General features: G+C 59.5%; 13 protein-coding genes. 5 read left to right on the forward strand and 8 right to left on the reverse strand.

Annotated elements, in window-relative coordinates:
- Positions 1-179: 179 nt before the first annotated feature.
- The 7 genes from RX328_RS30000 to RX328_RS30030 all read right to left on the reverse strand — a co-directional run bounded on the left by RX328_RS30000 (position 180) and on the right by RX328_RS30030 (position 8,626).
- Positions 180-1,307, reverse strand: a complete 1,128-nt coding sequence (locus RX328_RS30000; RefSeq protein ID WP_213252938.1) for a branched-chain amino acid ABC transporter permease — start codon at positions 1,305-1,307, stop codon at positions 180-182.
- Positions 1,308-1,322: 15 nt separating this feature from the next.
- Positions 1,323-2,207, reverse strand: coding sequence for a branched-chain amino acid ABC transporter permease (locus tag RX328_RS30005; protein ID WP_213252997.1), 885 nt, complete (start codon positions 2,205-2,207; stop codon positions 1,323-1,325).
- Between the two features lie 55 nt (positions 2,208-2,262).
- Positions 2,263-3,048, reverse strand: coding sequence for an ABC transporter ATP-binding protein (locus tag RX328_RS30010; RefSeq protein WP_213252939.1), 786 nt, complete (start codon positions 3,046-3,048; stop codon positions 2,263-2,265).
- Entirely contained in the window at positions 3,045-5,015 is a 1,971-nt protein-coding gene (locus RX328_RS30015) for an AMP-binding protein (protein WP_213252940.1), read from the reverse strand. Before RX328_RS30015 ends, RX328_RS30010 begins: the two co-directional genes overlap by 4 nt.
- Before the next feature lie 375 nt (positions 5,016-5,390).
- On the reverse strand, positions 5,391-6,896 hold the full coding sequence (locus tag RX328_RS30020) for an amidohydrolase family protein (RefSeq protein WP_213252941.1): 1,506 nt from the start codon (positions 6,894-6,896) through the stop codon (positions 5,391-5,393).
- 422 nt (positions 6,897-7,318) lie between these two features.
- Positions 7,319-7,567 carry a hypothetical protein gene (locus RX328_RS30025; protein WP_249726629.1) on the reverse strand — a complete coding sequence of 83 codons (249 nt, stop codon included), beginning with the start codon at positions 7,565-7,567 and terminating at the stop codon, positions 7,319-7,321.
- A 135-nt stretch (positions 7,568-7,702) separates the two neighbouring features.
- Entirely contained in the window at positions 7,703-8,626 is a 924-nt protein-coding gene (locus RX328_RS30030) for a complex I NDUFA9 subunit family protein (RefSeq protein ID WP_213252942.1), read from the reverse strand.
- A 617-nt stretch (positions 8,627-9,243) separates the two neighbouring features.
- On the opposite strand from RX328_RS30030, the gene RX328_RS30035 reads away from it, so the two are divergent.
- The 5 genes from RX328_RS30035 to RX328_RS30055 all read left to right on the forward strand — a co-directional run bounded on the left by RX328_RS30035 (position 9,244) and on the right by RX328_RS30055 (position 12,310).
- On the forward strand, positions 9,244-9,609 hold the full coding sequence (locus RX328_RS30035) for a hypothetical protein (RefSeq protein WP_213252943.1): 366 nt from the start codon (positions 9,244-9,246) through the stop codon (positions 9,607-9,609).
- Entirely contained in the window at positions 9,606-10,262 is a 657-nt protein-coding gene (locus tag RX328_RS30040) for a hypothetical protein (protein ID WP_213252944.1), read from the forward strand. The genes RX328_RS30035 and RX328_RS30040 overlap by 4 nt, the downstream gene beginning before the upstream one ends.
- Positions 10,263-10,270: 8 nt before the next feature.
- Positions 10,271-10,597: a phosphatase PAP2 family protein gene (locus RX328_RS30045; protein ID WP_213252945.1), complete on the forward strand. Its 327-nt coding sequence runs from the start codon at positions 10,271-10,273 to the stop codon at positions 10,595-10,597.
- Positions 10,598-10,737: 140 nt separating this feature from the next.
- The gene (locus tag RX328_RS30050; protein ID WP_213252946.1) at positions 10,738-11,193 is read left to right on the forward strand and encodes a cupin domain-containing protein; all 456 of its coding nucleotides are present in this window, start codon (positions 10,738-10,740) and stop codon (positions 11,191-11,193) included.
- A 292-nt stretch (positions 11,194-11,485) separates the two neighbouring features.
- Positions 11,486-12,310: a methyltransferase domain-containing protein gene (locus tag RX328_RS30055; RefSeq protein ID WP_213252947.1), complete on the forward strand. Its 825-nt coding sequence runs from the start codon at positions 11,486-11,488 to the stop codon at positions 12,308-12,310.
- Positions 12,311-12,379: 69 nt separating this feature from the next.
- Here RX328_RS30055 and RX328_RS30060 read toward each other — a convergent pair whose 3' ends face one another.
- Positions 12,380-12,928: a hypothetical protein gene (locus tag RX328_RS30060; RefSeq protein WP_213252948.1), complete on the reverse strand. Its 549-nt coding sequence runs from the start codon at positions 12,926-12,928 to the stop codon at positions 12,380-12,382.
- Between the last annotated feature and the right edge of the window lie 407 nt (positions 12,929-13,335).

The following is a 13,335-nucleotide window of genomic DNA, read 5'->3' on the forward strand; positions in this document are numbered from 1 at the left end:
CCCGCCTGAAAGTATGGCTGCAGCAAGTAATAGTTTGTTGCGTACCATATGGCTCTCCTCCTCGTTCAGCCCGTTTTTTTCGTACCGGGTCTTGTTTTCGCGGGCTTCCTTGCCTCCTATTGCCAACGACCGCCGCTCCGCATTGCGATCTTCGGCTTGCTTCGCACTTCCCGCCCCCTTCAGTAGGGAAACGGCCACAATCTGAGCTTCTCCTTGCCGATCGATATGAGCCGGGCAAACCCATGTGGCTCCTTAATGAGAAGATAGCAGATCAACGATCCAAAGATGATGAATTCCAGATGAGTAATCGTCTCTGTCGACAGCGGCACACCGAGCTGGGTTGGAAGCAGGTTCAGCATGATGGGCAGGATCAGGATAAAGGCCGCACCGATGAATGACCCCATGATCGAACCCAACCCGCCGATGATCACCATGAACAGAAGCTGCAGCGAACGCTCGATCGAGAAGGCGAGCGGCTCCCACGAGCCCAGATAGACGAACGCCCAAAGTGCGCCCGCTACGCCGATGATAAATGAAGAGACCCCGAAAGCTGTAAGCTTCGCGTAGAGTGGCCGGATGCCGATGAGCTCCGCAGCTATGTCCATGTCGCGGATTGCCATCCATTGTCTGCCGAGATTGCCGCGAACGAGGTTCTTCGCCAGAATCGCGAATACAGTTACGAAGATCAGGCACAGCAGATATCGCTCAATCGGCGTGCCCACGTTCAGACCGAAGAAATCCAGTGTCGGTGCATTGACGGATCCTGACGGCGCATAATTGGTGAACCACGCCACCCGCAGGAACACCCAGTCGAAGAAGAACTGCGCTGCGAGTGTTGCAACCGCCAGATAGAGGCCCTTGATCCGCAAACTGGGAATGCCAAAGAGGATGCCGACAACCGCCGTCGTGAGTCCGCCGAGCAAAATGGATGGCAGCACAGGCAGCGGCGGGATCGAAATCGCGAAGTCAAACCAGGCGATCGGAATATGAACGCCGGTCGCCAGCTTGTAAGCAGAGTAGGCGCCGATGGCCATGAATGCACCGCTGCCGAGCGTGATCTGGCCGCAATAGCCGACAAGGATGTTCACGCCGATTGCAGCGAGCGCGAGGATCAGGAAGGGCAGCAGAATGGCGCGAAGCAGATAGTCGGTGCCGAACGGCCAAATGTCGAAGTCGGCCAGCAGCGGCACGCCTACGAAGGCGATACCGAGCAAGATGACGAGCGCTATGCGGTCCTGGCGGATCGGGAAGACCGCCATATCCTCCGCGTAGGTCGTCTTGAATTGGCCTGCCTCGCGATAAAGCACAACTAGCTCCTCGTCTCAGATGCGCTCGATGATGCGCTCGCCGAACAGCCCCTGCGGACGCACGAGCAGCACCGCCAACGCCAGCACATAGGCGAACCAATATTCGATACCGCCACCAATATGTGAGCCCAAGAACACCTCGGCGAGCTTCTCGCCCGCACCTACGATAAGCCCGCCGACGATCGCTCCTGGAACCGAGGTAAGGCCCCCAATGATCAGAACCGGCAAGGCCTTCAGCGCGAGAAACGTGATCGAGAACTGTACACCCAGCTTAGTACCCCACACGGTCGCAGCAACCAGCGCAACGAGACCGGCAACAAGCCAGACGACAAACCAGATCCAGCCGATTGGAATCCCGACCGACTGCGCCGCCATGTGGTCATCGGCAACCGCCCTGAGCGCGCGACCGGTTTTGGTACGCTGGAAGAAGATCGCGAGACCCGCGACCAGAATGCCGGCGATAAACCCGCCCCAGACATCCAGCTGGTTGACCAGAATCCCACCCGGAAAGTGACCTTCGAACAGGAGCCAGACGTCCGTCGGGAACAGCCGCAACGGGTAAACATCGGAACCGAAGATCATCTGCGCCGCACCCTCAAGGACGAATGTCACGCCAATGGTGGACATGAACAATGTGAGGCCATCCTGATTGACGAGAGGTCCGATCACGAACCGCTCGATCAGCCAGGCCGTTATCGCCATGATCACCGCGGCAAAGCCGATGCCGAGGACGATCGCAACCCAAAGCGGGAAGCCGTTCGCCACGAGGAGATCGAGCGAACGAACCAGCGCCAGCCCGGCGAGCAACACCATTGCGCCTTGCGCAAAATTAAAGACGCCGGATGCCTTGAAGATCAACACGAAGCCGAGCGCGACCAGCGAATACAGGACGCCAGACATCAATCCGCCGATCAGCACCTCGAGAAATTGACCCAATGCGATCACACTATGCTCCCTAGTGCGCGATGCCGAGATAGGCGTCGATGACGCCCTGATCCTTTTTGACCTCATCCGGCGTTCCGTCGGCGATCTTCACGCCATGATCGAGCACCACCACGCGATGGGAGAGATCCATCACCACAGCCATGTCGTGCTCGATCAGCGCGATGGTCGTGCCGTAATAATCGTTCACGTCGATGATGAACCGCGACATGTCCTTCTTCTCTTCGAGGTTCATGCCTGCCATCGGCTCGTCAAGCAGAAGGAGATCGGGCTCCATCGCAAGCGCGCGGCCGAGTTCGACGCGTTTCTGCAGGCCGTATGGCAAGCGCGCGACCGGCACCTTGCGGATCGGTTCGATCTCCAGAAAATCGATGATCTCTTCGACCCGGTGCCGATGCTCGATCTCCTCCGCCAGCGCAGGGCCGTAGCGCAGCATCTGCCACAGCAGGCCCCGCCGCATCTTCAATGTGCGGCCAGCCATGATATTGTCGAGCGCGCTCATTCCCTTGAACAGGGCGACGTTTTGAAAGGTGCGCGCAATGCCGCCACGGGACGCCTCGAACGGCTGCATCTGGGCGCGGGTTCGTCCCTTGAAGGTGATGGCACCGCAATTGGGATGATAGAAGCCGTTGATGACGTTAAGCATCGAAGTCTTTCCGGCGCCATTCGGTCCGATGATGGCACGAATTTCACCTCTCCTGATGTCAAGCGAAACATCCCTCAGCGCTTTCACGCCGCCAAACGCCAGCGATACCCCCTCGACCTGAAGCAGGATTTCGCTCGTGTCCGGCATCCTCATGCGGCCCTCCCCAAGGGTTCCGTCGCGCCAATTGCCGGCACGTCGCGGATCTTTACCCGCGCCGCGATCACGCCTTTGCGGCCATCCTCAAAAGTGACTTCGGTGGAAATTTCGGCTTCGTGCGAACCGTCGTAAAGCGCTGCGACCAATGGCGCATAGCGCTCGGCGATAAATCCGCGGCGAACTTTCTGCGTGCGTGTCAATTCGCCATCGTCTGCGTCTAGCTCCTTATGCAGAATCAGAAAGCGGCGAATCTGTGCGCCAGCCATCACCTTTTCCTCCGCGAGGGAGCGGTTCACTTCTTCAACGCTATTCGCCACCAGGTCGTAGACCAGCGGATGCCCCGCCAGTTCCTGATAGGAGCCGTAGGCAATGTTGTTGCGTTCGGCCCAGCTCCCCACCGCAGTCAGGTCGATATTGAGAATGGCGCAAACGAACTCCCTGGAATCGCCGAAGGCGACCGCTTCCTTGATGCTTGGAAAGAACTTCAACTTGTTCTCGAGATACTTCGGCGCAAATATCGTTCCGTCGGCCAGCCGGCCCACATCCTTTGCGCGATCGATGATCTTCAGATGTCCCGTCTTCTCGTCGAAGAAGCCGGCATCACCGGTCTTGACGTAACCGTCAGGCGTCAGGGTCTCCGCAGTTTTCGCCTGATCCTTGAAATATCGGACAAACATGCCGGGTGAACGGAATTGCACCTCGCCTGATTCCGCAATGCGAAGGTCGACGTTCGGCGCCGCCGGCCCAACAGTATCGGAGTAGATCTCCCCGTCAGGCTGACACGTGACGTAGAGGAACGCTTCAGTCTGACCGTAGAGCTGCTTCAGGTTCAATCCGATCGAGCGGTAAAACGCGAAAAGATCCGGACCAATGGCCTCACCTGCAGTATAGGCAACGCGCACGCGAGACAGGCCGAGAACGTTTTTAAGGGGCTCGTAGAGTATCAAGCGTCCGAGCGCATAGAGTAGCCGGCCTGACACCGGCACCGGCTTTCCGGTCAAAATCGATTCGCCATGCCGTCGCGCAATGCGGAGGAAGTAGTCGAACATACGCCGCTTGATTGGCGCAGCATCCTCCATGCGGATCATCACCCGCGTCAGCATGTTTTCGAAAACCCGCGGCGGAGCGAAATAGAAGGTTGGTCCGATCTCGCGCAAATCCTGCTCGACCGTCTCACCGCTCTCGGGACACGCCATGCAGAAACCGGCGGCAAGGCCCTGTGCATAGTTGAGGTAATGATCTCCCACCCAGGCGAGCGGCAGATAAGCAAGTGCCACGTCGTTCTCGGTCAACCTGTCGAACCTGACAGTATCCGTTGCAGCGTCGATGCACCCTCGCGCCGACAGCATGACGCCCTTCGACGCGCCGGTTGTTCCCGAGGTATAGAGGATGATCGAGACGTCAGAACCTTCACCCTGACGGATGATTTCATCGATCTGCTCGCCAAGCGCAGCATTGCCCGCAAGCGCGGCCCGGCCGTCTTCGATGACATCATGGATTGCGATCAGCCGGCTGTGATCGTAGTCGCGGAGTCCACGCGGTTCATCGTAAACAATCTTCCGAAGATGCGGCACCCGGTCGGATACGGACAAAATCTTGTCGACCTGCTCCTGATCCTGCGCTGCAACAAAGTTCACGTCCGCGTGGGCAAGGACATAGGCAAGCTCGTCAGCCACCGCATCCGAATAGACCGGAACCGGAATCGCACGCAGCGCCTGCGCTGCCATTATGGTCCAATAGAGCTTCGGCCGGTTGGAGCCGACGATGGCGATCGTGTCGCCTGGCTGCAAACCTATCCGCTGCAAACCCGCGGCATAGGCACGTACGATCCCGGCGACCTCGGTCCAATTCCACGTCTGCCAGATGCCAAGATCCTTATGCCGAAACGCCGGACGGTTGCCAAACTTCGCGGCGTTTCGCAGTAGCAACTTGGGGAACGTATCAAACGGTCCGCCACCGGCCATGTCCGTCTCCACCCAAAAACCGGCACGTTGGTTCGCGCCTGCTTATGGTGATCTGCGCCCTTCAGGCGGCAGCCATGCGAGTTCCGCATGCTTCCCTTGAGAATACAATTGATCGAAAGTCCTACAAGCCCGGTTTGGCAGTCCCGGATGCGGCCAATTGTGTTGGCGCATGTTGCGACGCACATCCTATGCCGGTTGTGGGGGCACAAACGGATGTCCCGGGATGAGGGCCATTGGAGCCAAAAGCAGATATCACGAAGCGTTTGGTTTTCGTCCGAAACCAAAATTGCCTCTGTCGATCTACACCCTTCACTGCAGCCGCGCGTCGACCGCGCCCGCGGAGCTTGTCCACTCCGCCGGCGCGGCCGCTCGACATTACGCGGCGCGAACGTAGCCGTAGCGCAGGTTCGAGGGCGCCTTGGCGGCCTGCGTATACTCGTTCTTGAGCGAAGCGAGACGGTCCTCGGAATAGGCCGGCATCCTGGTATCAGCCGCCCTCAGCTTGATCTTGTAGAACCTGGTTGCGTTGCCCGCGAAGATCAGTTGCTTGACGGCGCTGTTAGCGTCGCCGAGCGGCGCAAAGCCGTATTTCTTCTGCATGTCCTCCGGGATTTCAAGCCGGCGCATCGCCTCGATCTGCCACTGCGGTGAGCCGTACCAGACCGAGTCAGTGCCCCACATCACGTGGTCGACTCCCATGCCCTTGATCAATGTGCCGACCAGCGCGGCACAGAACTTGGGATGCGCGACTGCTGAGTTGGCAAAGGACGTGCCGAGCTCGGCATACACATTGTTGACGCCGTACTTCTGCGGGATTTCCGCGAGATCCGTGGCCCACTGGATGCGGCCGGTCTGCTCGAACTCCGCCCACGCCTTGTCCGGCAGCTCGAGGAACGCCCGCAGCGCCGAGTGATAGATCACGAAATTCATCTGCGGCCAGTCCTTGGCAGCCTTTCCGATGTCCCATGCGGTTGCGTATTCCCACACGCCGGCGAACGACTTCTCGTAATCGGGCGGCAGCAGCCCCTTGTGGATACACAGCGTGTTGATGCCGGCCTTTACCGCTTTCTCGTAAAACGGATACATCACCTGCTCGTCGTCGAGCCGCCATGGGAATTTGGAGGGCGCCAGCGGATCGCCGATCGTGTAGGACTTCCAGGAATCCGGCTTGTAGACCTCGATGGCCTTGTCGACCTCCTCCATCCAGCCGGGCTGCTTTGGGGTGATGACGCTATGCGCCAGCAGGCGGCGCGAGCCGGCGAAGTCGTTGATGAGTTCGCGTGCCTTGACGATCTGCTCATTGGAAAGAAGCCACCAGCTCGGATCGTCGAATGGCGCGCCGCTCAACAGCGCCATGTTGGTGTCGCTGTCGTAGTAGATCTCTTTCACATAGTTTTGGAACTTGTAGCGGGCGAGCGAGGACACGCCCTCCTCCTTCATCTTCGGATTCCAGTGCTGGCTCGCAAAGTCCGCCAGCCCCAACAGCTCCTTGTGATCGAAGTCGTCGCGCACGAAATGGGTCTGAACATCGAAGATGAACTGGCCGGCGAGGCCTTGCGCGCGCGCCTGCATCAATTCGGGCTCCCGCGCCTCCGCAGGCGCGACCTGGAAAACATTGCCGTAGACGTCGTTCATGGCGAGGAATGCCGCCGCCATGCCGCAGCTCGTGTGCAGGAACTGCCTGCGGCTCAAGCCGAGGTGCTTGCCGTTGACGTCGGCGAGCTCGTTGATCCGCGCCTCGACCTTCTTTTGCACGGCGCTCTGCGGGGGCGGCAGATACTCGCCGTTGGAAACAATCTGCGTGGGAATCGGCGTTGCCGCCGACGCGGCCTCCGCGCCCGCGACAAGACGCTGCTCTCGCTCGCTAAGCCAGGTGCTCATTTTCTCCTCCCTGTTTGGTTGGGCCACGACGGCGCTGGTCGGTGCGCGCGTCAGGCCTGCGCGTTTGGCCACTCCCGATCAGTCAGGTGGACGAAATAGGCGTACCTCCCGTTCAGCCACGCATAAGGCAATCACACTCGCCTCACGCCCAGGCGGGTCTCAGCACATCATTCTGTGAGGGTACAGACACACTTGAAAACTACTTACGGTAGTGGCGCATCTTCGCCGAATTCAATGCTCAAATTTCCAATGGCGCAAGCAAAGTTATGCGGCAGTCATGCTGTCCCAAAGCGCCCGTTGCGAGTGGCAGGTTGCCCGAGCGACCGCAAAGGGCCTGTCGGCCTTACGAGGCGCTTGTTGCAAACGAAGCATCGTCCTTCGCGGACAGATGGAGGGCCCCGGCACGCATCAATTGCCCTGGCCTAGACTCGATCACTTAGCCCTTTGACGCCTTCACTTTCGGCGCAGTGCTCGCAACAAAAGAACGTGCCGGACTTCTCCAATCCGTGCCCGACGATGCGGATGCCGCAATGATCGCAGGTCGGCGCGAGCGCGTGAATGGCACATTCGAAACTGTCGAAGGTATGCGCCTTGCCGTCCATTGTGACCTGAAAGGCCTTGTCATAGTCATTGCCGCAGGTTTCACATGTAGCCATGATGTCCGCCTTCATTTATGACGCGGTTCCAACCCGTGGTCGCCACCTTAGCATTAAGTGAACTCAATAACGGGGTCTCTAAAGGTTGGTTCCTCCTTGAGCGCAACATCGACAAGCCCGGCGTCTGCTGACGCGGCTTAATCGAGCAGCTCATCCTCCGGAATTCGACAGCATCTTCTGGAGTATTGCCTCGACCGAGTGCGGCGATATCCCAAGCTCGGCAAATCCAGGCATATCCGGCGATGTCACGGTGTCGATTTGCATCAGCTCCACTTGATTGCGCGTCAGGAATGGTATCCGGAGCATTTCGGAGGCCCATGCCAATGCATGCCAGGCGGCAAACGGGATCGGAAGCAGCCGAGGCGCAAGTCCGGCTTGCTGCGCCACGGCTCTAAGCAACTCCTTGTAAGAGTAGACGCGAGGGCCGCCGAACTCGAACATCCCCGGCGTCTCGGCGCGCTGCATGATCCGGCCAATCGCGTCCGCAACATCATCCACATAGGCGGGCTGCAATCTGGTCTCGCCGCGGCCGAACACCGGATAGATGGGAAGCTGGCGGAGCAGCTTGAGGATGACGACGAGAAACGCGTCGTCCGGTCCGAACATCACCGCCGGACGGATCAAAGTTGCCTCGGCGAACGCGGCCCGGACCGCGAGTTCGCCCTCGCCACGCTTTCGGATGTAGCGCGATTGGGAGGTGGCATCGGAGCCGATTCCTGAAATGTGGACGAGTCTTTTGACTCCGGCCCTGTGCGCTTGAATTGCTACCCGCCGGGCGGCCTCGACATGAACGGAATGAAAAGTCTCCGCTCCGCGCTCCACGTAAAGACTGACCGCATTTACAGCGCCGTAGGCGCCGGCAAGCGCATCCGCGACCGACCGCTCGTCGTGAATGTTGGCCTCTAGGGATTGAAGTTGCGGATCATCAGCACCAGGCAAGGTGTAACCGTGATCCGGATGCCTTGACGCGATCCGAACGGGAAATCCGCTTGAGCGCAGATGTTGAACGATGCGGCGGCCCAGAAAGCCGGTTCCGCCGAACACGGTGACGGTCTGACCGTTCGTTGCCACCATGGCCCACTCGCCAGTTCATGTCGCAACGTCCCCATTATAGCGGCTTCGAAGGCTGCTGCGACGAATAACTGCAAATCTACGAATGATGAGCATGCGAGGGGATATCGATCGCAGCCACGGCTACCGCGATCGGCGCTGGCGGCGCGCTGAGCTCCACCAAGACGACAGTGTTGAGACTGTTGAGGAACCTATGCAAAGCATCGTCAATCGCGTCTTACCCACCAGGAGAAAGTATGGCACCTCTCGATCGAATCGATGCGCTCCCGCCTAGTGGCTGCCCTGCCCGTCGCATTTAGCGCCGTGTGGGGTGGACTTGGCACAGCCTGTGCCGCTAACGAAGCCTCCCTCCTGGCCAAGCGTGGCCCGCGAGCCTCGCACCAAAGAGATTTAGTAGCAGCGTAGGCAGCCGAGCTCGACGGGTGACGACGAGGTTCATATTGACTTTCGGGGCCACCCAGGACCACTGTCCGCGAAGGCAGCGCGTTCGTACGCGTGCCCAATTCAGGAGGTGTCCCACTGGCGTCTGGCCGGGGCGGGCAGAACGGCGTTCAACCACCTCCAGCGCAAAAACATTCAAGGCCTTCGGTCTGGCGCCGGTCCTTCATAGGGGATCGCCGATGACTCCCTTCAGCCGTTCCTTGGCAAGCAGCGTGGCTGCCGCGTGGCTGGTTGTAGCCGCGGGCACCGCTCGAGTTGAAGCCGCGGGCGAACAACCCACCTGGATCCTGTCAACTGTTGGTGACCTCAAGACTGCGCCACCGCCGGCCGGCAAGGCCGCGGCAACCGAACTAACCGCTCTCAAGGCGATGGTCGCCAGTCGAAGCGTCTCCGAAGTCTCACAGGCGCGCTGGTGGGACGTCGGCGGACCGGCGTATCGCTGGAATGAGATCGCGGTGAGCGAGATGCTGACACACTCCGTTACTGTGCCGCTCGCGCTGCGAAATCTCGCCCTTGTTCACGCCGCCATCCACGATGCCTGGTGAGCGTTCTTGCGAGCAAGAAAAGCTACGCTCGCGAGCGTCCGTTCGCCGTCGATACGCAGATCGCCGCGGCACTGCCAGTCGCTGGCAGCGGATCATATCCATCTGATTTCGGTGCAGCCGCCGGTGCTGCCTCCGACGTACTCGCTTATCTGTTTCCTGCTGACGCGGATCGCATCAGGAAGCTTGCCATGCAGGCTGCCCAATCCCGGGTCATCGCCGGCGTCGAATATCCGAGCGACCCCAAGGCAGGGCTCGATTTGGGACGGCAGGTGGCGGCGCGCGCGATCGAACACGCAAAGCAGGATGGCTCCGACCTGAAGTGGACCGGGACCGTACCCTCCGGGGCCGGCAAGTGGGTGGGAACAAACCCGATCAATCCCGCGGCGGCCACATGGAAGTCTTGGTCGCTGAAAACTCCGGATGAGTTTCGGCCTCCCCCGCCCCCGGATCACGATTCGGCCGCGGTGTTGGCCGAACTCGCAGAGTTGAAATCGTTCGCGCGGACGCCGCGAACAAATTCGATTTCCGTCTATTGGGAGACCTTCGGCGGAGTGCGCTCGTTCCAGCTCTGGACGAGCACGCCAGCCGCAAGGTGCTCGAATACGGCCTCGGTCAGGATCCCGCGGCCGCCACATACGCCCTCGCGGCGATGAACATCGCGATGCATGATGCTTGCATCGCTTGCTGGGATGCAAAGTACGCCTACTGGCGTATCAGGCCATCGCAGCTCGACCCGGAGCTCAAGACGCTATTCCCGCCGCCGAACCATCCGAGCTACCCGGCGGCGCATGGCTGCATTTCGTCCGCAGCGGCTGTCGTGCTCGCTCGTTTGTTTCCAGGTGACGCCGACACGCTTTTGGCCATCGGCAAAGAGGCAGCAGACGCGCGCATGTATGCAGGCATTCACTACCGGTCTGATATCGACGCCGGGCAAGCGCTCGGTCGAGCCGTCGCCGAAAAGGTTCTAGCGCGAGCGCCAGTCCGTTGACGTGATGCAAGATCGTCGGGCCGGCCCGACCGCCCGCGGTGACCCGGCCGGTCTGACTCCGAGCGCCGAGAGACCCGCCGCGGCAAGGTATTAGAGCTATCGCAACGAGCGAAAATTACATCACAGTGGAGGAGGCTCACATGAGAAAGTTCTTGATGACAGCGAGCTTGATCGCGTTCTCTCTCCCGGCGATGGCGCAAGATAGGCCAGCGCGGGTCACCACTGATGCCCTTGTGTGGAAGGAGAACCCCGCCTTTCCCAAAGGTGTCCAGCTCGCAACGCTAGTGGGCGACCCAATGAAAGCGGGGGACGTCGTTGTGATGCGCATCAAATTTCCTCCTAATTTTCAGATGCCGCCGCACACTCACCCTTATTCCGAGGTCGTGACCGTCATAAGCGGCAACGTCGGGAGTAGTCACGGCGAAACGTTTGAGAAGAAAGGCGAGCTGTTAAAACCGGGCTCTTTGTGGGTATATCCGGCAAAGCACCCTCACTACGCCTGGACCGGAAATGAGGAGGGTATTCTCCAAGTTCAGTTTGTCGGGCCTGGGGGCATCGATTACGTCAATCCAGCAGACGATCCGCGCAAGAAGTAATCGCAACCCGGATTCAACTGCTGCCCCCAAACGGTGCTCCCCATCGTCGACGAGATGATCGAGTAAAGGACGCTAACATCCTGCAGTGCATGAGTCCGGAGTGGCACTTTTCGGGCATGCCCGGAGTAGTTGCTTCATGTCCGCAGTGTTGAATGAACGGACCTGACTTAGACGTGGCCAGGTCCGAGTCCCCATAGCTGACTTCATAGCATCGAGTTATGGTATCCTCACCGCCAACGTACCTTGGAAAGTGTGGTTACGGTCAACATGTCTTGCAGGTAGGAGGCATGAAATGAGCCAGCAAGGACAGTGGCAGATCGCGGGCAGCGCGCCTGAGGTATACGAGCGTGAGCTGGTGCCGGCTGTGTTTGGGGTGTGGGCTCCGATACTTGTTGAGCTAGCTCAACCTCGGCCTAGCGAGCGTGTTCTCGATGTCGCGTGCGGCACTGGTGTTGTGGCGCGCATCGCCGCAACGCGCGTCGGTCCAAGTGGTACCGTGGTTGGGATCGATCTCAATCCTGGAATGTTGAGCGTCGCTAGATCAGTGGTATCGCCTGACTCGCGGTCCGGCGGACAACTCCAGTGGCAAGAGGCGAGTGCTGACAAGCTGCCATTCCCAGATGCTTCATTCAACGTCGTCTATTGCCAGCTGGGCCTGCAATTCTTCGCCGACCGGCCCGCGGCCCTAGCAGAAATGCGTAGAGTTCTTGGTACCGAAGGAAGACTCGCACTGATGGTGTGGCGCGGCATACACGAAAGTCCTGGATTTGCTGTGCTGGCTGACGCGTTGCAGCGACACGTTAGTCAAGCGGCAGCAGCTATCATGCGTGCGCCATTTGGGTTGTCCAATGCCGCCGAATTGGAAGCTCTCGTTCGTGCCGCAGATTTTCACGACGTTGCAATTCAACAGCGGAGTGGGACCGTGCGCTTTCCTTCGGTCGAGCGATTTGTGTTGAGTTACGTTGCGGGCTCGCCGTTAGCTGGTCCGGTATCACAGGCAGACGATGCGGCGCGCGCAGCTCTAATCACTGACGTCAGGAACGCCTTGGGTAAATTCACGAGCAATGATGAACTGGCCTTTCCCATAGCCGCCCACCTGTTAAGCGCAACAGTGTAGGAAAGTTCGATTTTTGTCTCGGTTGCTGGTTCGTATTTTCTCTATGCGCGGCGTAGCCCCTTGACGGCCTCAAGCAGAGCTGACGCGGCGCGCAAAGACCTCGACCTGGAGTCGCCAGTTCGTGCCGTCGTCCGCCGAATGTTCGCCGAGCCAATGAAACGAATTGGCCGTGATCTCGGTGAAGCTCCAGCGAAGCATAGCGCCCGTTGGCAGTTTCCCCTCCTGAACGATGTCGGCGCCGCGTGCCCGTCCAATCTGGCGCGTGTAAACCTGCGTTGCCGGATCACTCCAGAAAATATGCCAGGCATCGACGCCCGGATCGTAGACTCGCAGTGTCGTTCCGTACCAGTTGCCCGCGACCGGCATCGCCGGCATCTCAGGACGGCGCTCGGCGCGGCGCGGGATCATCCAAACGTCCTGGATCGCGCGGCCCTCTAACACCCAGCCGAAGTGAATCTCGCCCCGTCCACTGTGTTTGGTGCTATCCTCCTCATAGCTGACGATATCGGACTCCCAGCCTCCGACAAACTGGCCGTAGAGAGTCATTTTTTCGGCTCGATCGGCGGCCGGTCCTTCGGCTTGCAGGGCATCCAAAAAGGATTTCGCGGATCCGTTCATGACTCAGCTCCTCAGGTGCATCGAATTGCTCCCAGCGCAGCTTTCTTCCTTACTGATCCCAGAGTCATGGCCGCGTGCGAACTTGGAGAAAATTGCTATCCTCCGCTCATGATGACCGCTGATTGGCACAAACGCGAGCTGTCCGCCCGCAGTTTTCTGGCGGAATAAGGTCACGCTGATGACGCATCGCTGCCACATCCTGCACATGATCAGGTGGCGAGATTCCGAGAGCGAGTATCGTTGGGATTGGCGGATGTACCCAGTCCAACGGTCCAAAAGCCCCCGGAGATAATCTCTCCGGGGGCTTCCTCGTCTCGGCGCTCTTCCGGGAATTACGCATACAATGCTACGTGTCTTCGTCGCTTCCGTTGCATTGGCGGCGGTCACGATTGTGCTGCTGCTCCATG

The sequence above is a fragment of the Bradyrhizobium sp. sBnM-33 genome, from assembly GCF_032917945.1.
Classification (GTDB): Bacteria; Pseudomonadota; Alphaproteobacteria; order Rhizobiales; family Xanthobacteraceae; genus Bradyrhizobium.